The sequence below is a fragment of the Mycobacterium sp. genome (genome assembly GCF_025965855.1).
In the GTDB taxonomy this organism is placed as follows: Bacteria; Actinomycetota; Actinomycetes; order Mycobacteriales; family Mycobacteriaceae; genus Mycobacterium.
The window spans coordinates 38,511-55,720 of sequence record NZ_JAOPWB010000137.1; the positions used below are offsets into that span (position 1 = coordinate 38,511).

16 protein-coding genes are annotated in these 17,210 nt (G+C 67.1%); 8 read left to right on the top strand and 8 right to left on the bottom strand.

The genetic code is table 11. The features are described from left to right. Positions 1-15: 15 nt before the first annotated feature. Positions 16-1,188, bottom strand: a complete 1,173-nt coding sequence (locus JWP83_RS10705; protein ID WP_297729864.1) for a sulfotransferase — start codon at positions 1,186-1,188, stop codon at positions 16-18. Next, a complete protein-coding gene (locus JWP83_RS10710; protein ID WP_297729866.1) occupies positions 1,185-2,288 on the bottom strand; it encodes a DUF1214 domain-containing protein in 1,104 nt (367 codons plus the stop codon). The genes JWP83_RS10705 and JWP83_RS10710 overlap by 4 nt, the downstream gene beginning before the upstream one ends. 62 nt (positions 2,289-2,350) lie before the next feature. On the opposite strand from JWP83_RS10710, the gene JWP83_RS10715 reads away from it, so the two are divergent. After that, entirely contained in the window at positions 2,351-2,923 is a 573-nt protein-coding gene (locus tag JWP83_RS10715) for a TetR family transcriptional regulator (protein ID WP_297729869.1), read from the top strand. 82 nt (positions 2,924-3,005) lie between these two features. Here JWP83_RS10715 and JWP83_RS10720 read toward each other — a convergent pair whose 3' ends face one another. Next, positions 3,006-4,460, bottom strand: a complete 1,455-nt coding sequence (locus JWP83_RS10720) for an aldehyde dehydrogenase family protein (protein ID WP_297729871.1) — start codon at positions 4,458-4,460, stop codon at positions 3,006-3,008. Between the two features lie 131 nt (positions 4,461-4,591). Next, entirely contained in the window at positions 4,592-5,563 is a 972-nt protein-coding gene (locus tag JWP83_RS10725) for a LacI family DNA-binding transcriptional regulator (RefSeq protein ID WP_297729930.1), read from the bottom strand. A 313-nt stretch (positions 5,564-5,876) separates the two neighbouring features. On the opposite strand from JWP83_RS10725, the gene JWP83_RS10730 reads away from it, so the two are divergent. Genes JWP83_RS10730 through JWP83_RS10755 form a run of 6 tightly spaced genes read left to right on the top strand, consistent with a single transcriptional unit; the run spans position 5,877 to position 12,170 of the window. Then, positions 5,877-7,238 carry an amidohydrolase family protein gene (locus JWP83_RS10730; RefSeq protein WP_297729873.1) on the top strand — a complete coding sequence of 454 codons (1,362 nt, stop codon included), beginning with the start codon at positions 5,877-5,879 and terminating at the stop codon, positions 7,236-7,238. Positions 7,239-7,240: 2 nt separating this feature from the next. Beyond that, the gene (locus JWP83_RS10735) at positions 7,241-9,574 is read left to right on the top strand and encodes a CoA transferase (RefSeq protein WP_297729875.1); all 2,334 of its coding nucleotides are present in this window, start codon (positions 7,241-7,243) and stop codon (positions 9,572-9,574) included. A 1-nt stretch (position 9,575) separates the two neighbouring features. Next, on the top strand, positions 9,576-9,914 hold the full coding sequence (locus JWP83_RS10740) for a hypothetical protein (RefSeq protein ID WP_297729877.1): 339 nt from the start codon (positions 9,576-9,578) through the stop codon (positions 9,912-9,914). Further along, entirely contained in the window at positions 9,904-11,082 is a 1,179-nt protein-coding gene (locus tag JWP83_RS10745; protein WP_297729879.1) for a thiolase family protein, read from the top strand. Before JWP83_RS10740 ends, JWP83_RS10745 begins: the two co-directional genes overlap by 11 nt. Further along, positions 11,079-11,510 (top strand): OB-fold domain-containing protein, encoded by a 432-nt coding sequence (locus JWP83_RS10750; protein ID WP_297729881.1) that lies wholly within the window; start codon positions 11,079-11,081, stop codon positions 11,508-11,510. Before JWP83_RS10745 ends, JWP83_RS10750 begins: the two co-directional genes overlap by 4 nt. Positions 11,511-11,516: 6 nt before the next feature. After that, positions 11,517-12,170: a MarR family transcriptional regulator gene (locus tag JWP83_RS10755; protein ID WP_297729883.1), complete on the top strand. Its 654-nt coding sequence runs from the start codon at positions 11,517-11,519 to the stop codon at positions 12,168-12,170. On the opposite strand, the gene fadD1 is transcribed toward JWP83_RS10755, so the two are convergent. From fadD1 to JWP83_RS10770, 3 genes are all read right to left on the bottom strand, one after another. Next, the gene (gene fadD1 / locus JWP83_RS10760; protein ID WP_297729885.1) at positions 12,109-13,752 is read right to left on the bottom strand and encodes a fatty-acid--CoA ligase FadD1; all 1,644 of its coding nucleotides are present in this window, start codon (positions 13,750-13,752) and stop codon (positions 12,109-12,111) included. The two genes, JWP83_RS10755 and fadD1, sit on opposite strands and share 62 nt — an antisense overlap. Positions 13,753-13,826: 74 nt before the next feature. Continuing rightward, entirely contained in the window at positions 13,827-14,588 is a 762-nt protein-coding gene (locus JWP83_RS10765; RefSeq protein ID WP_297729887.1) for an SDR family NAD(P)-dependent oxidoreductase, read from the bottom strand. A 79-nt stretch (positions 14,589-14,667) separates the two neighbouring features. Beyond that, the gene (locus tag JWP83_RS10770) at positions 14,668-15,498 is read right to left on the bottom strand and encodes an alpha/beta hydrolase (RefSeq protein ID WP_297729889.1); all 831 of its coding nucleotides are present in this window, start codon (positions 15,496-15,498) and stop codon (positions 14,668-14,670) included. Positions 15,499-15,565: 67 nt separating this feature from the next. Between JWP83_RS10770 and JWP83_RS10775 the strand changes: the two genes are divergently transcribed. Continuing rightward, positions 15,566-16,174, top strand: coding sequence for a TetR/AcrR family transcriptional regulator (locus JWP83_RS10775; protein WP_297729891.1), 609 nt, complete (start codon positions 15,566-15,568; stop codon positions 16,172-16,174). 92 nt (positions 16,175-16,266) lie between these two features. Here JWP83_RS10775 and JWP83_RS10780 read toward each other — a convergent pair whose 3' ends face one another. Continuing rightward, on the bottom strand, positions 16,267-17,208 hold the full coding sequence (locus JWP83_RS10780; RefSeq protein ID WP_297729893.1) for a PHB depolymerase family esterase: 942 nt from the start codon (positions 17,206-17,208) through the stop codon (positions 16,267-16,269). Between the last annotated feature and the right edge of the window lie 2 nt (positions 17,209-17,210).

Genomic DNA, 17,210 nt, shown 5'->3' on the forward strand with positions numbered 1-17,210 from the left:
GCGTCGGGTGGGAATTCAGCGCAGCTGCTCGGTCGGTACGCCGTAGCGGTCCTGATAAGCGCTCACCCGGTCGCGGACGTCGGCGGCGTCCAGGCCAGTGTCCGACCACCTGTAGCGGCTGCCCCCGCCGTCTCCGGGATGGGCGGCCAGGAAGTCACGCATGCGCTGCGCGGTGTCGGGCCGCAGCTCGCGGCCCAGCCTCCGATAGATGTCCTTGATCGTGGTCCCGGGGTCATTCATGAAATCGGTGAACAACACGTCGATCACGCGGCCGGCGGGGACCGCGCCGCTGTCGCGCATCGTCATTTCACGCTCGAGGCCGACGACGATCTCTTCGTAGGACTGCGCCGCGCACTCGGCGATGTTCGATTCGTCGCTGGCCATCCGCCGGAGGTGGTGGGTCAGCGCGGCGATTGACGAGATGACGTTGAGGGGATCGCGGTGCGTCTGCACGATCAACGCGTCGGGGTATTCGGCGAGTAGGGCGTCGAGGTGCCACAGGTGTGCCGGCGATTTCAGGAGCCACTGACCGGAAAGGCCGGACTGCAGGTGCTGCAGGAAGATTCGGTGGAAGCGGTAGGCGCCGGCATGATCCGCCTCATACAGCAGCCAGCGGTAGTAGCTCGGCAGCCGGTACTGCACCGAGAAGATCATGCTGACGAACTCGCCGGCCGTGATGCGGACGCACTCCTGCCCGACGAGAGCCCCCATCGGGTGAAACGCCAAGAATCCCGGGATGATCTGCTCGGAGAGCTCGATGCCGGCCTGCGTCTGCGCGATCCGCGGATCGGTGTGGTAGGTCTCGGGCTGCGGGACCGGGCAGGGCGCATCGACCTCCCAGGTCAGCGGCGCGCGCAGCTCGGGGTCTTGGGCGAGCAGGTCGTAGAGGATCGTGGTGCCGGTGCGGGGCTGGCCGACGATGAAAATCGGCGCCTTGATCGGCTTGCGGGAGACCTCGGGATGTTTTTTGCGCCAATCGATTACGCCGAGCCGGTTCTTCAGCGCGCGCATGATGTCGAGGTAGGCGATCTCCACACCGATCGCCGAGAGGCGAGCCTCGTTGATCAGCCCGTCGGTGAGCCGCTGCAGCCCGGGCTGCCAGCCGTCCTCGCCGAAGTCGTCGCTTCCCGCTTCCTCGCAGGCGGTGGCGACGAGCCGTTGCGGGACGAACCGCTCCTGCAGCGTCATGCCCGGCCCACTCCTTCGCGGACCGACACGGAGACGTCGGGCGGGCTGGGGTTGTCCAGCCAGCGCACGACCACGAACCCGCGATGGCGGCCACCGGTGTCGAGCCACTGGCCGAATCCGAAGTCCTCCGCCGAGATTGAGATCCGCACCCGCCCGTCCTCGCCGGGCCGCACCGCACGATTGGTCACCGAGCTGTGCCGTCGGCGGGGCTCCAGGCACTCGTGCCAGACGTTTTCCAGCGTCACGTTCCAGTAGCGAGTGTCGGGTGGCTCGATGTCGAGCACGAGCGCCTGGCCGGGCTGCAGCCGGAAGGTTCCCAACATGTACAGGTTGTCCGGGGTGGTGTCGGCCGCGCCCAGATCGGCGGCCTCGGAGGTCAGCAGCGTGTTGGGGTTATCCAAGAGCTCGGGCTTGATAGTGCGGTGCAGCGTAACGAGTTTCATCAGCGACCACGCCATCGCGGTGAACTGCTGGGCGAGGTCGCCGTCGGTCAACGGTGCCACGGGGTCGCGGTCCAGCGCGTCGATGCGCATGGTGGCCAGCGTCTCGGAGGCGGGATCGCCGATATATTCCCGGACGACGACCGATGATGCGTCGTCGGGAGTCTTCACCCACTGGGCGCCGGCGAGTTCGGCAGGTTCTTCCGCCGATAGCACCAACGCGAATTCGTCGCCGCTCAGCACCAGGTCGTTGTCGCTGACATAGTTGGCCATCCGGCGGGGGGTCAGGCCGGTGCCGGCGAGGATCTGAAATCCAAGGTAGGCACTTGTGCCGCGGGTGCCGGTGATCCGGTAGCGCCGGTCACCGCGGATCATCGCCAGGTAGTAATTGCCGTCGGGGTTGGGCCCACCGATCATCCTTGTCGGAGAACACATGTCGAAGAACGACGGCCGGTCGGGGTCGGCCTCGACGGAAAGCTGCGAGCACAACGACGAGACGCGGGCGATGACGCGCAGCCCTTCGAGGAGTTCCCGTTCCGATTCGGCGTCCTCGGTCACGATCTTGGTGACATCGGTCAGCATCTGCTGGAAGAACTGCCACGCCGCACGCGCCTTCGGGGCGACCTGCTCCGAGGGCTCCGACACCAGATTTTGAGACATAGTCTTATGCTTAGACTATGTCTCACTCGTTGGCAACCGATTCTGGTGGAGATCGTGAGCGAATGTCGCTAGCCGAACGTAGGCGCACGGCGACGCGTCGGCGCATCGCTGAGGCGGCAGCCCAGCTTGTTGGCAGCGTTGGTCTGGCGGGTGCGACGGTGGACCGAATCGCGGACACGGCAGCCATCGGGCGCGCGACCTTCTTCCGCTACTTCAACTCGAAGGAAGACGCCGTCGCCGAGGGCATGAATGCCCATTGGCTGAACCGCATCACCAGCGCGCTGGCCGCCCAGCCGGCGGGCCTGTCTGCCACCGAGGCCGTCGTCGGCGCCTTCCATGACCTCGCCCTCGGATTCGCCGAAATAGAGGACCAGGTTCGTGAATTAGCCACGCTGACAAGGTCATCCGAGACGCTGGATGCCTGGACGCTGCGCATCTATGTCCGGTACGAATCGGCGATTGCCGAACTTATCGCGCCGCGGATATCCCAATTGGCTCCCCAGGATGCCCGGCCTCGGCTGATCGGTGCGTTGGCGATGGCGGCTGTGCGCGTCGCCCTGGACGACTGGCTGACCCACGGGGGATCGCTACCCGACCGGGTGCGTCAGGGTCTGTCCGCGATCACGATCGGGTAATCCCGTCGGATTGATGATGCTTGGGTTCGACCTGGCGTGGCCGCCGAGCGTGGGCCCTAAGTATGTGATCTGCCCCGAATGATTACATCTGCGCCCAGACGACCTTCGTCTGCAGGTACGTCTCCAGGCCCGCTTTGCCGGACTCGTAGCCCCACCCGGACTGCTTGTACCCGCCGAACGGCATGGAGTGGTCGAACTGCAGCTGGCAGTTCAGCCCCACGGTTCCGGCCTTGAGCCGCTTGGCTATCCGATGCGCACGGCCGAGGTCTGACGTCCAGGCAGTGGCGGCCAGCCCGTAGGTGCTGTCGTTGGCCAGCGCGACCGCCTCGTCCTCGTCATCGAACGGGATGACCGCGACGACCGGGCCGAAGATCTCCTCCTGGAACAGCCTGCTCGTGGAGTCGACGTTGGTGAGCACGGTGGGGTGGACGAAGTAACCCTTCCGGTCCAGCCGGTGCCCGCCGGTCACGACGTCGACACCATCGGACCTGCCCTGGTCGAGGTAGCCCAGGACGCGGGTGAGCTGCTTCTGGCTGATCAGCGGGCCGATCAAGCTGCCCTCGTCCTTGGGGCCGCCTTGCGGCAGTCCGTTGGCGACGTTCGCCAGGCTCTCCACGAACTGCTCGTAGATGCCGCGCTGGACGAAGATGCGCGACCCGCAGACACACGCCTGACCGGAGTGGATGAAGGTGCCGAACGCCGCCATGGGGACGGCCTTCGCCAGGTCGGCGTCGTCGAAGACCACCACCGGCGATTTGCCGCCGAGTTCAAGCGTGACCTTTTTGAGGTTGCTCTCGCCCGCCGCGTGCACGATCGCCCTGCCGACCTCGGTCGAGCCGGTGAAGGCGACCTTCTCGACGTCGGGATGCGCGGTGATCGCCGCGCCCGCGGTGTGGCCGTAGCCCAACAGCAGGTTTGCTACCCCCTCGGGTACCCCGGCCTCATGCAGGATGTCGTCCAACACCAACGCCGACAGCGGGGTCTCCTCGGCCGGCTTGACGACGCTGCTGCAGCCCGCCGCCAGCGACGGTGCGAGCTTGGCGCAGAAATTGAATACCGGCCCGTTCCAGGGAAATATCAGCCCTACCACGCCGTAGGGCTCCTTGAGGGTATATGCGTGCTGGTGTGAGTCGATGCCCGTGAGACCGCCGGTGTGCACGTCGGCCGCGATGCCCTCGATCTTGGTGCACCAGCCGGCGTAGTAGCGGAAAAACTCGGAGCCGACGGTCACGGTTCCCTGCGCTTGCAGCGGGGTCATGCCGGCGTTTAGCGATTCGAGCTCGGCCAGGATCTCCGCGTTCTGGTCGATCAGCTCGCCGACACGCCACAGGATCTTGGCCCGTTCGCTGGGAGGCAGATCCCGCCAGACGCCCGACTCGAAGGACGCCTTCGCGCGCGCGACCGCGTCGTTCACGGCTTCCGGGCCGCAGTCTTTGAACTCGGTGACCTGTTCTTCGGTGGCGGGGTCGACAACCGCAATCACCTCACCGGTGCCGGGTCGTTCACGGATCTCGTCCAGCACAGCCTGCACCGACATGAATTTCCCTTCTCGCGACTTTGCGACTCCTCACCGCCGAGGTTATGCGCTTAACCACCGAATGTCTAGCCTCGTTGCGCACCCGCAGATGCGGTTGGCCAACGGCCAAATCTCGGCATATGCGGGGCAGGTTAGGTCGAAGATCGCACGATGAGGCTCGCGACCTCGGTCGGCGCTTCGGATGGCGGCGTTGCCAGCCCCAACCGCTCGAAGAGTGCGGCGACCGCGGCATCGGCGACCGCGCGCGGGTTGAATTCCACCGTCGTCAACGGCGGCGTGCTCATCACGCCCATAGGACTGGCGTCGACGCCGATCACGGCGAGATCGTGGGGACAGCGCAGCCGCGCTTGGTGCATGCCGTACAGGGCGAGGCAGGCGATCTCGTCGCTCTGTGCGCACACGGCGGTCGCGCCGTCGTGTACCCAACCCGCCACCACCTCCGCGGCGTTGTCCAGGGTGAGCTCGCCGACGCGGAGTGGCGGAAGGTGGTGCAATCGCGCCGCGCGCGCGACGCCTTCCAACCAGTAGTCGCCGAGGAGGCGCCATTTCGCGATACCGGTGTAGGCGAACGCGATCTCTCGGTGACCACGTGAGACGAGATGGTCGACGCGCATCTCGCCGATCGACAGGTGTGGATCGCCGAGCGCGGGCAAGGCGCCGATGTTGATGTGCGGTATGCCCGCCGCTTGCACGGCCCGCAGGACGGCCTCGCTGAGCGGGAACAGGCTCATGACGGCGACCGGGTCCAGATTCTCGATCGCGTCGACGACATGCTGATCGTCGTCGGTCTCGAAAATCTGCACCTGAAGCAGGCCCTGGCGCGCCAGCTCCGTCGTCATCCGGCTACCGGCTTGCATCGGCATCTCGCCCACCGCGACGTGCGGCACCACATACAGCACCACACCGCCCTTACCGCGGGCGAGATTTCGCGCAGCGAGGTTGGGTCGATAACCGAGTAGCTTCGCGGCTCGGTGGACGGCCTCCCGGGTTTGCGCCGAGATTCTGTGGCCCTCGGCGTCGTTCAGTACGTAGCTGACGGTCGCGGTCGACACGCTGGCCAGTCGGGCCACGTCGGCGGTGGTGGGCCGCGCGGCCTTGTTCATGCTCAACTGCACCACCTTCCGGGCCGCGCCATGCCCCATGGTGGCATGGCATGGCATCGGCAGCGTCCGATCATCGATCCGGCGGCATCGACGGTCGTGCCGTAATGCGGACTAATAGTCACTTAATATGGGCGACATAACGTGGTAGTTGCTCGCGCTCGCTCCTTCGGCATCGGCTGTATGTCGGCGCGGATTTACCGTTGAGGGACAGCTGTTATGAGCTAGCGCGGCCGGGGCTCTACACCCGGCGTTCGGGCCGTTGACACTGTGACTCGGGCCATTGTCTACTAGTCGATTGAGCGAGGAGTGCGTAATGAACAAGGACGACCTGATCCTGATCAGCGTGGACGATCACATCGCCGAGCCGGCCGACATGTTCGACGCGCATGTTCCCGCCAAGTACAGGGACCTCGCGCCCCGGGTGGTCATCGAACCCGATGGCGTCCAGCAGTGGTACTACGGCGAGGTTCGGGGGCGGAATATGGGCCTGAACGCAGTCGCCGGTAAGCCCCGCGAGATGTACAACATCGACGCCTCGCGCTACGACGAGATGCGGCCGGGCTGCTTCAATGTTGACGAGCGGGTCCGCGACATGAACGCCGGCGGTCAGCTGGCGGGTTTGAACTTCCCGAACTTCACCGGCTTCTCGGGTCAGGTGCTCAACCAGGGCCCCGACCGCGACGTCAACCTCGTGATGATCAAGGCCTACAACGACTGGCACGTCGACGAGTGGTGCGCGACCTACCCGGGCCGGTTCATCCCGTGCGGCATCCTGCCGCTGTTCGACGTGGCCGAGGCCGCCAAGGAAGTCAACCGACTGGCCGACAAGGGCTGCCACGCCGTGACGTTCTCGGAGAATCCTGAAGCGTTGCAAATGCCCAGCATCCACACCAAGTATTGGTATCCGCTGTTCGAGGCCGTCTGCGAGAACAAGACGGTGCTGTGCACCCATGTCGGCTCGGCATCCCGGTCTCCGCAGGTGTCGACGGACGCCCCGCCCAGTGTGCAGATGACGGCTTCGTCGATGATGAGCATGTTCACCTTCATCGAGCTGATCTGGGCCGAATTCTGGGCCGACTTTCCGCAACTGAAGTTTTCCCTCACCGAGGGCGACGTCGGCTGGATACCGTACTTTCTCTGGCGCGCCGAGCACGTCTTCAACCGGCACTCGGGCTGGACGCTGGCGAAGTTCCCGCCCGGCTACGGCGGGCCCAGCGACGTGTTCAAGCGCCACTTCTACACCTGCTTCATCAGCGACAAGGTCGGCGTGCGCAACATGGCCTGGTTCAACGAGGACATGCTGTGCTGGGAGTCCGACTTCCCGCACTCCGACAGCAATTGGCCGTTCGCGCCGGAGGACGTCGTGGAGACCATGGGCCACCTGGACGACTCGGTCATCAACAAGGTCACGCACGAAAACGCCATGGCCGCATACTCGTTCGACCCGTTCCGGCACATCCCCAAGGAGCACGCCCGTGCAGGGTTCCTGCGCTCGGAGGCCACCGACGTCGACATCGTCACGCACGTCGGTCGCCACGCCAGCCAGCGTGATCTCGATGCGTGGACCCGGATGACGCAGTTCGCGCAGCAGTCGCAGGAAGCTGGACAAGCCCCCGAGCCGGTCACGGCCGAGGTGACCGGCGTCGCCGGGCGCGCCACCACGCTGGGCAACTGAGCGTGGCCGACCGGGCGCCCTTCGCGGACTGGCGGGTGCTAGAGTTGTCCAACGGCATCGCCGTGTCCTACTGCGGCAAGATGTTCGCGGATGCGGGCGCCGACGTCGTGAAAATCGAATCACCGCGCGGTGATTCACTGCGGAGCTGGTCGGCCGGGGGCCCGGCCGGGGCGCTGTTCGGCTACCTGGCCGCGGGCAAGAAGTCGGTGAACGACCGGGCGGAGACCCCGGCGCTACTGGCCGGTGCCGACATCGTGCTCACCGACCTGACCGACGGCTGGACCCTCGACGACATCGCGGCTCACACCGCACCGTCGGCGGTGGTCGTGGCCGTGACGCCGTTCGGCACCACGGGTCCCTACGTCGAAGACCAGGTGGTCGCCAACGAGTTCATTCTGCAGGCGCTGTGCGGCTCGATCGCCGGCCGCGGTTGGCCGGGCGATGAACCGGTGCAGGCGGGCGGGCGGCTCGGCGAGTGGCTGGCCGGCTCGTTCGCCGCGCCGGTCGCCGCCGCGACGGCCCGGCGCGCCGCCAGGGGCGGGAGCGGTGAGGTCATCGATGTCTCGACCTACGAGGCGATGGCGATCGCGATGGGCGGCCTGTCCGCAATGTCGGCCAGCGTGCTGGGTGCGGATTCCCTTCAACAACAACGCAGTCTGGAATTGCCGTCGATCGTTCCCACGGCCGACGGCATGGTCGGCTTCTGCACGATCACAGCGCAACAGTTCCAAGACTTTCTGGTGATGATCGATCGCGCCGATCTGGTCGACGACGCCGAGCTGGCGTCGTTCGCCGGCCGAGTCGGGCGCCGCCACGAATTCCTCTACATGGTCACGCAATGGACGGAAACCCGCACCACGCAAGAGATCATCGATGTCGCGGTGGCCTTCCGAATCCCGGTGGCCCCCATCGGCACCCCCGCCACCCTGCCAAAGGTCGACCACTTCGTCGAACGCGGCGTCTTCGTCGAATCGAAAGCCGGGGTGCTGCAGCCGCGGGTGCCTTATCGGAGCGATGCGATGGCGACCAGGCCGCCCGGAAGGCCTCCGCTGCCGGGCGCGGACAACGGCCGCGTCCACTGGCCGCCACGACCCAACCGGCCGCAACTTGCCGAGGCAGACGCACTTCCCTTGTCCGACATACGGGTAACCGACTTCACCGCGTTTTGGGCGGGGCCGGTCGCCACCCAATTCCTGGGCGCCCTTGGCGCCGACGTGATCAAGCTCGAGGGCGTCCGCCGGCCCGACGGCATGAGGTTCGCCGCCGGCCGCCCTCCCGACTGGGACCAATGGTGGGAGTGGGGCCCGGTGTTTTTGTGCAGCAACAACAACAAGCGCGGCATCAGCGTCGAACTCAGCGCCGACGCCGGACGCGCCATCGCGTTAGAGCTCATTGCTGCGAGCGATCTCGTCATCGAGAACTTTTCACCGCGGGTGATGGAAAATTTCGGCTTGGAGTGGGATGCCGTGACCGCGGCAAATCCGCGCGCCATCATGGTCCGGATGCCGGCGTTTGGCCTCGACGGCCCGTGGCGCGACCGCGTCGGCTTCGCACAGACGATGGAGCAGGCGACGGGCATGGCCTGGATGACCGGACATGCCGACGGCCCGCCGGTGATTCCGCGCGGGGTGTGCGACCCGATCGCGGGCCTGCACGCCGCGTTCGCCGCGGTTGCGGCGCTGGTGATTCGTGACCGGGACGGGACCGGAATGCACGTCGAGTCGACCATGGTCGAGGCCGCGCTGAACGTGGCCGCCGAGATGCTGGTTGAATACTCGCGCAACGGGATTGAGCTGCACCGCGATGGGAACAAGGGCCCGGGCGCAAGCCCCCAGGGAGTCTACCCGTGCCGGGGCGACGACGAATGGGTCGCGCTCGCCGCGATGGAAGGCGCCGCGCGCGCTTCGTTGGCGGCGCTGATCGACCGAACCGACCTCGGCGCGGACGTGGCCGCGTGGTGCGAACGGGCCGACGAAATCGACAAGCTGATCTCCGATTGGATGGCGCGGCACTCGGTGGCCGATGCGGTGGAAGCGCTGCGCGCCGTCGGGGTAGCGGCGGCGCGCGTCACGCCGCCCGCGGATCTGCTGAGCGACCCGCAGTTGCTCGCCCGCGGCTTCTGGGAAACGGTCGACCACCCGGTGGCCGGCTCGTTCTCATGCACCGGCATGCCCTTCGCTTTCGTCGGGAAATCACGCCGCTGGATTCGGCGGGTGCCGCCGTTGTATGGCCAGCACACCGACGAGGTGCTGACGGGAATTCTAGGGCGCAGCGAGCGGGATCTGTTGGAGTTGCGCGCCTTCGGGGCCACCAACGCGCGGCCGGCGGGACTGTGACGTGGCAGTCACGCTGTGCGTCCCGCCGCGCGCCGGCGAGCTCTGCGCGCCCGTCCGCTTCCTGGTGCGCCACGACTCCGTGGTGATGGAGCTGACGGCCCGCCACCGGATCACCGGTGTCTCGTGGGACGAGAGCGAACGCGCGGTGGCGATGGTCGTCGAGATCACCGACCCGCAAACGGCGAGGCCGATAGACGTGCGGATCGACGTGCTCGAAACGGGCGCGGGGCGCGCTGGGAGCACAGCGGCGCGGGCCACGACGATCGGGACCATCGAGCGTGACGGGCGAGAATACGACGTGGTGGGCACCTACCTGGGAGTTGTGGCAGATGAGAACTAGCCCGGCGAAGCGCACCGCGGCGATCGTCGGCGTGCACAACACCCGACAGGGCCGCCGACTGGACGGTGAAACCTCACGAAGCCTGGCGCTCAAGGCCATTCATGGGGCACTCGCCGACGCCGGCCTGGGCCTCGATGACGTCGACGGGATCAGCGCGAGCCCCCATTCCACCTCGTTGATCTACGACCTGCGACTCGGCCCCGCCTGGCAAGGACTGGGGTTTGGGGTCGGCATGATCACCGAGGCGCTGACCGCGATCGAACATGGCATGGCCGACGTCGTCGTCCTCGTCGCCGCTCAGGCGGGTGAGTACCGCGACCACGAGGCCACGGCACCGTGGACCAGGCCGGAGAACGAATTCGTCGCGCCCTGGGGGATGTTCACCACCGCCGAGTTCGCGCTCATCGCCCGGCGTCACATGCACGTCTACGGCACGACGCGCGAACAACTGTCCATCGTCGCGGCGACCATTCGCAACAACGGATCGCGAAACCCGGAAGCCGTTTACTACCAACGGGGACCTTTCGCGCCGGAGGACATCACCGCGTCCCGGCGCATCGCCGACCCGTTCCATCTCCTCGATTGCGCCACCACCTCCGAGGGCGGGTGTGCACTGGTGATAGCGAACTTGGAGAAAGTGTTAGACAAAGTGGATGTCGCCGGCCGGCCGATCCACGTGTTGGGCAGCGGCGCGGACTTCCACGGCCCGTCGTATCAGCATCCACCCGCGTGGGATCTCGTCGGCCGGCGCGGCGACCACGTTAACGGCGTGGTCGGCAGGCGCGCGGCCGAGCGTGCGTTCAGCCACGCCGGACTGCGGCCCGACGACGTGGACGTGCTGGAACTCTACGATCCGTTCTCCTTCGAAATCATCCGCCAGCTAGAGGCTTTCGGATTCTGCGGCGATGGCGAGGGCGGACCGTTCGTCGCCGACGGCCAGATCGGGATCGAAGGCAGCCATCCCGTCACCACCGACGGGGGAACCATGTCCTTCAGCCACGCGGGCTCCAATCCGCAGATGATGCAGCGGGCCGTTCGAGCCGTCCAGCAGTTGCGCGGCCAGGCCGGTGACCTCCAGGTCCCCGGCGCGCATATCGCGTTGTGCAGCAACGGGGGAGCGGGAGCCCTATTCACCACGGTGCTGATCCTGGGAGACGAGCCGCTATGACTTTCGAGACCTCCGAACCGTTGCGGCCCCAGACCGGGCCGGTGCCCCACGCCAGCAGCGAGCTCAGCCTTCCCTTCTGGCAGGGATGCGGAGCCCGGGAATTGCGCTACCAATGCTGCGAGTCGTGTGGCCTGCCGAACTTTCCGCCGACTGAGCACTGCCGCCAATGCCTTTCGGCCGAATTGCGGTGGGAGCGCAGCGGCGGGCTCGGCGAGATATACAGCTGGACCGTGGTGCATCGCCCGGTCACGGCGGAGTTCGAACCGCCCTATGCGCCGGCGATCGTCACGCTGGACGAGGGCTATCAGATGCTGACCAACGTCGTCGGCGTGGCCCCGGGCGACCTGGCCATCGGCATGCGCGTGCGGGTGCAGTTCCATGCCGTCGGCACCGACGTGACCCTCCCGTATTTCACCGGGCTGGGGTAGACGGGGATGAGTCCCGCACGAACCAGCAACGGCCTGCCGGTAACCGCCTACCTGGTCCTGGGCGTGCTGGCGGCCAATGACGAACAACTCACCGCCGGCGAAATCAAGATGCGTGCCGAACTGTCGGTGGGCCACTTCTATTGGTCGCCGTCGGTGAGCCACGTGCGGCGCGAACTGAACCGGTTGTTGGCGCGCGGGATGGTCAGCGAGATCGGCGCCCAATCCGGCAAGCGCGCGATCACCCTGTACGAGACGACCGACTCCGGGCTCGATTCGCTGCGCCGGTGGGTCCAGCACTTTCCGGGTCAGGACCGGGTCGTCATCAAGCACCCCGTCATTCTCAAGACCTGGCTTGCGCGCGGCGACGATCCCGAACACGTGATCGACACGCTGGACCGCCACCTCGAGGCCACCCGGGGCCGGCTGGACGAGGCGCTGTGGTCGCGGCAGCGCGCCCGCGACCTCGGCATAGCCGATGACCCGGACCAGCGTTCTTCGTTCGCCGTCCTCGACTACGCGATCCGCGGTTTGTATGCGGAGATCTCCAACATCGCGCAGCTGCGCGACGAGATCGCCGGCGGCACAAGCCGGGATCCCGTCAAACGGGTGCGACGGACGAAGGGGCAGATCCGCCGTCGGGTACCCAGGGAGCCGAGTTAGTCGCGGTGTGTCGGTAAGCGGTGCCGCGCGCTTCGCGCTCCCAAAGCATTTCGCCCTCGCCGGCGGCCGCCCCTTCGGCGATCAGGTGGCGCTTGAGCACCTTGTGGGTGGCGGTGCTGGGCAGGTCGGCGGCGATGCGGACGTATCGCGGCCAGGCCTTCGCAGACAGGTCGGGTTGCGCGCGCAGGAACGCTTCGAATGAATCGGGGACGAGCTTGGCGCCGTCGTTGAGGACGACGGCGGCCATCACCTGGTCGCCGACCCGCTCATCCGGGACGGCGTACACCGCGGCGCGGTTGATGGCCCTGTGCCGCAACAGGATCCGCTCGATGGGTGCCGCGGCCAGGTTCTCACCGTCGACCCGCATCCAGTCGGCGGTGCGGCCGGCCAGATAGATCCAGCCCTCGGCGTCGCGATAGGCGAGGTCACCGGACCAGTACATGCCGTGGCGCATGCGTTCGGCGTTGGCCTCGGGGTCGTTGTAGTAGCCGGTGAAGAAACCCGACCCTGCCGTGTTGACCAACTCACCCACCGCCTCGTCGGCGTTGGCCAGCGCTCCGTTGGCATCGAAGCGTGCGACGGCGCATTCGGTGACGGTCTCGCTGTTGTACACCGCGACCCCGTCGACCCCCCGGCCGATCGACCCCTTGGGCGTGCCGGGTTCGCGGATCACGATGACCGCGTTCTCCGTCGAGCCGAAGCCGTCCTCGACCTGAACGCCGAATCGGCGAGCGAACTCCTCAATGTCCTTGTCGTTGGCCTCGTTACCGAACGCCACCCGCAGCGGGTTGTCGGCGTCGTCGTCGCGCTCGGTGGTGGCGAGGATGTAGGCGAGGGGCTTGCCGACGTAGTTCATGTACGTGGCCCCGTAACGGCGGATGTCATCGAGGAAGTTGCTCGCCGAGAACTTCGCCGGCACGATCGCGGCGCCCGAGGCGACCGCGGGCGCCCATCCGGCGACGACCGCGTTGGAGTGAAACAGCGGCATCGACACATAACAGGTGTCCTGCTCGGTCAGGCCGAAACGCCCGACCAGGCTGAGGCCGGCGATGGTGGCCATGAGGTGGGATACCTGGACGGCCTTGGGATTTCCACTGGTTCCCGACGTGAAGATCATCATGAACGCGTCCGTGACGGTGACCTGGCGATGGGGGACCAGTTCGCCGGCGCCGCTGATGAATTCGGCCCATTGCGGCGTCGATGTGTCCAGGATTCGCGTGCCCTCGAGGTCCAGGCCGTCCAGCAGCGGCCGATGCTCGTCGTCGGTCACGACGAACTGGCAGTCCGCCCGCCGGACGTCGGCGGCCAGTGCCTCGCCGCGGCGCGTGGTGTTCAGGCCGCAGAGCACGTAGCCGCCGAGCCCGGCCGCCGCCATCTGGGCCAGCATCTCGGGCGTGTTTCCCAGCAGGGCGCCGATGTGCATCGGTCGTCGCGGATCGGCGGCGGCGATCAGGGCCGCGGCCCGCGCCGTCGCCTCGGTGAGGTATTGACCCCAACTCCATTGCCGATTGCCGTGTTTGACGGCGACGGCGGGGTCGGACAGGCGCTTACGCAGCAGCGCCTGGATCGTGTCGTCGGCCATCGGATCGGTCCACCTTCAGTTACGAGACGAGACGGCCCGTCTTATCGTAGCGGCGGTCCACGGTCGCCCGGTCCTCAGCCGCCCACCATCATCAGGCCGCCGTCGACGGCCAGCAGTTGCCCCGTGATGAAGCCCGAGCCCGGGCCGGCCAGAAACACCAGCATCGGCCCGACGTCTCGCGCGGCGTCTCCCAGCGTCCCGCCGAGCGGAATCATCATCTGCATCTGCTGGTCGATGAGGGCCCCTGCCTCCGGACCGAGGAACTCGCGCAAACGGTCGGCCCCGGCCGTCTGCACCGCCGGTGCCAAAGCGTTGACGGTGACATTGTCGGCGGCCCACGCTTTGGCGGCCGATCGTGTCCAGGCCTGCACCGCGCCCTTGGTCGCGGCGTAGACGGCCGAGATGGGGCTGCCCATAACGGCTTCGGAAGACCCGAAATTGATGATCCTGCCGCCCTTGGGATTTTGGTCTTTCATCACCGCGTAGGCCGCCTGGTTGGTCAGGATGGTGGCCTTCACGTTGGTGTCCAACAGGAACGAAATCTCGTCGACGCCGATGTATCCGGGGATTCCGGCCTGCCATAGCCCCGCGGCGTTCACCAAGACGTCGAGCCCGCCAAGGCGCTCGACCGCTTGTTGCACCATCGCGGAAACGGCTTCGGCTTCGCGCACATCGCACTGCAGCCATGTGGCCGTGAGGTCATCCGGCGGCGGGGTCCGGTGGTAGGTGGCAGCGACCCCGGCCCCCGCCGCGCCGAGGGTTCGGACGGCGGCCGCGCCGATTCCGGTCGCTCCGCCGGTAACCAGGATCCGTCGGCCATGCAGCGCATTTTCCATGCCCGCGAGCGTAACGCCACGGCGAAATTCCGCTCGATTTTTCGCCGTGGCGTTACAACCGCGAAGGCGTGAGCCCGCGCTAGGCGCGCACGGCGATAGACGACAGCAGGTCGGCGAGCCGCTCCGGCTGGTCGAGCATGGAGAAGGTCCGCGCTCCCTCGATCACCTCCAGGCGGGCGTTCGGGATCGTCGCAGCCAGCCGTTCGCCGTCCCCGAGCTCGAAGAACACGTCGTCGGCCGACCAGGCGATGAGCGCGGGCTTGTCGAATTCGTGCAGCCGCGCAGCGACGCCGGTGGTGACCTCCGTGCGCATCGAGAGGGTGAACTGGCGCAGGTCCTCGGCGATGGCCGGATCTGAGAGCCCCGGGCGGACCCACTCTTCCGTGAGGTCGTCGATGTTGCGGTGGGCCAGGCCGTCGAACGCGCGCTTGCGAGCGGCCGGCACGCGCATGGCCTGGGCCACGGTCCGAAACATCGTCTTGGACTTGGCCGCCAGGATCACCGGCTTGAGGATGGGCGGCGGGAAGTGTTCGAACGCATCGCAACTGGTGAGGACCAGCGCACCGAGCCGCTCGGGATGGTGCACCGCGACGAGCTGCGTGACCACCCCGCCGGTGTCGTTGCCGACCAGTACCACGTCCTCGAGGTCGAGAGCGGCAAGCACCTCGGCGACGATGCCGGCGACGCCGTTGATGGTGCGGTCGGCGCCGGGTCGCAGCGCCTGCGGGTGCGCACCCAGCGGCCAGGTGGGGGCGATGCAGCGCAGACCGAGATCGGCGAGGCGTACGCCGACCTGGCGCCACAGTTGCCCGCCCATCATGTATCCGTGCACGAACACGACGGGCCTGCCGTCCTCGGGTCCGGTTGCTTCGTAATGGATAGTTCCGGCATTAATGTCGATCGTCGACATAGCTAGCTCCCACCTTCGAGATACACTTACAAACAGGCTGTCTGTTCGTAAGTTACCAACAGGTTGTATGGAAATCAAGAGACGGACTCAGGAGGAGCGCTCCGCGGCGACCCGTGAGGCGCTGATCTCGGCCGCGCGCAAACTGTGGGGCCTACGCGGGTACGCGGAGGTGGGGACGCCGGAGGTCGCCACGGCCGCGGGCGTCACCCGCGGCGCGATGTACCACCAATTCGCCGACAAGGCAACGCTTTTCGCCGAGGTCGTCGAAGCCGTGGAGCAGGATGTCATGGCCCGGATGGCCACGCTGGTCGCCGAGTCGGGGGCGACGACCCCCGCCGATGCGATCCGGGCCGCCGTCGACGCCTGGCTCGATGTGTCCGGCGATCCGGAGGTGCGGCAGCTGATCCTGTTGGACGCGCCGAGCGTCCTTGGCTGGGCCGCCTTCCGCGACGTCGCCCAGCGCTACAGCCTGGGAATGACCGAACAGCTGCTCATCGAGGCCATCAAGGCGGGTCAGCTGGCCGATCAACCGGTGCGGGCGCTGGGCCATGTGCTGATCGGTGCGCTCGACGAGGCGGCCATGGCCGTCGCCACCGCCGATGATCCGAAACGTGCCCGCCGGGAGATCGGGGAGGTGCTGCACCGGCTGATCGGCGCGATGCTGGACGAGCGTTGATGGTCAGACATGTTGTGGCCGAGCGTCGAGTTGGTGGGCCGAAATCGCGCTTGGGTTCAAACAAGTCGACGCTCGAGGCGCGAAGCGTCGTCTCAGCGGTGGCTCTGGGTGAAGAACTCCCAGATGGTGGCGGTGGCGTTGAGCGCCGTCGACGGTTCGGGAATCCCCGCGAGTTCCGCGAGCGGGCTGGGCTGGCCGCCGGGCCATTGGTGACCGGCGCCGGCCACCGAGATCAACTCCACGGTGCGCCCGTCGGGGCATCCGGCCGTCTGGGTGGTCACGCTGCCGGCGGTGGTTGAGGTCGGGGGGCCGCACGCGTCGATGGACCGCCAGGTGGCGTTGACCGACTCTACCGAGGGGCCGTCGACGCGTGGATTTCCGTTGATGGCGAAGGCTTTTCCGGGGCCGCCGTTGTAAGGGACTCGGTCGTCGGCGGTGCCGTGAATTTGTAGCACCGATGTCGGTCGCGCTTGGGAGCAATCGGTCAGCAGGGTGCCGGCCACGGGGGCGATGGCGGCGAAGGTGTCGGTCTGGCAGCCCAGTCGAAGTGCCATCATGGCCCCGTTCGACATCCCCGTGGCATAGACGCGTGCGCGATCAACGGGGATCTCCTGCTCGACGGCCCCCACCATCGCGGTGAGGAAACCGACGTCGTCGGCGTTGATGCGCTGTGGTTCACCGCAGCACGTTCCGGCATTCCAGGCGCGGTTGAGGCCGTCGGGGTAGGCGACCAGGAAATGCCCGGCGTCCGCCTCGGCGTCCCAGTTGTAGGACCGCTCGGCCTGCGCGCCGTTGCCAAAGCCGCCGTGCAACATCACCACCAACGGTGCCGCGTCGGGCAAGCCCTGCGGTCGGTACAGGTGAAAGGTCCGGCTGACCCCGCCAGAGTCGATGGATTGGGTGGACCGTCCGACCGGAATCGGTTGGGAGCCTGGCGTTCCCAACGCGTGCCCGCCGCCGACGCAGCCGCCGAGCACGACAACCAAGGTCGAGGCGAGACAGACACCGAACGCCCGAGCGCATAGCGATCGCATGC

Bases quoted from the DNA above. Each gene is read 5' to 3' on its own strand.
- JWP83_RS10755 (WP_297729883.1), top strand. From the start codon at position 11,517: ATGAGTCCCGCACGAACCAGCAACGGCCTGCCGGTAACCGCCTACCTG.
- JWP83_RS10780 (WP_297729893.1), bottom strand. From the start codon at position 17,208: ATGCGATCGCTATGCGCTCGGGCGTTCGGTGTCTGTCTCGCCTCGACC.
- JWP83_RS10745 (WP_297729879.1), top strand. From the start codon at position 9,904: ATGAGAACTAGCCCGGCGAAGCGCACCGCGGCGATCGTCGGCGTGCAC.
- JWP83_RS10765 (WP_297729887.1), bottom strand. From the start codon at position 14,588: ATGGAAAATGCGCTGCATGGCCGACGGATCCTGGTTACCGGCGGAGCG.
- JWP83_RS10730 (WP_297729873.1), top strand. From the start codon at position 5,877: ATGAACAAGGACGACCTGATCCTGATCAGCGTGGACGATCACATCGCC.
- fadD1 (WP_297729885.1), bottom strand. From the start codon at position 13,752: ATGGCCGACGACACGATCCAGGCGCTGCTGCGTAAGCGCCTGTCCGAC.
- JWP83_RS10710 (WP_297729866.1), bottom strand. From the start codon at position 2,288: ATGTCTCAAAATCTGGTGTCGGAGCCCTCGGAGCAGGTCGCCCCGAAG.
- JWP83_RS10750 (WP_297729881.1), top strand. From the start codon at position 11,079: ATGACTTTCGAGACCTCCGAACCGTTGCGGCCCCAGACCGGGCCGGTG.
- JWP83_RS10720 (WP_297729871.1), bottom strand. From the start codon at position 4,460: ATGTCGGTGCAGGCTGTGCTGGACGAGATCCGTGAACGACCCGGCACC.
- JWP83_RS10775 (WP_297729891.1), top strand. From the start codon at position 15,566: ATGGAAATCAAGAGACGGACTCAGGAGGAGCGCTCCGCGGCGACCCGT.
- JWP83_RS10770 (WP_297729889.1), bottom strand. From the start codon at position 15,498: ATGTCGACGATCGACATTAATGCCGGAACTATCCATTACGAAGCAACC.
- JWP83_RS10705 (WP_297729864.1), bottom strand. From the start codon at position 1,188: ATGACGCTGCAGGAGCGGTTCGTCCCGCAACGGCTCGTCGCCACCGCC.
- JWP83_RS10715 (WP_297729869.1), top strand. From the start codon at position 2,351: ATGTCGCTAGCCGAACGTAGGCGCACGGCGACGCGTCGGCGCATCGCT.
- JWP83_RS10725 (WP_297729930.1), bottom strand. From the start codon at position 5,563: ATGAACAAGGCCGCGCGGCCCACCACCGCCGACGTGGCCCGACTGGCC.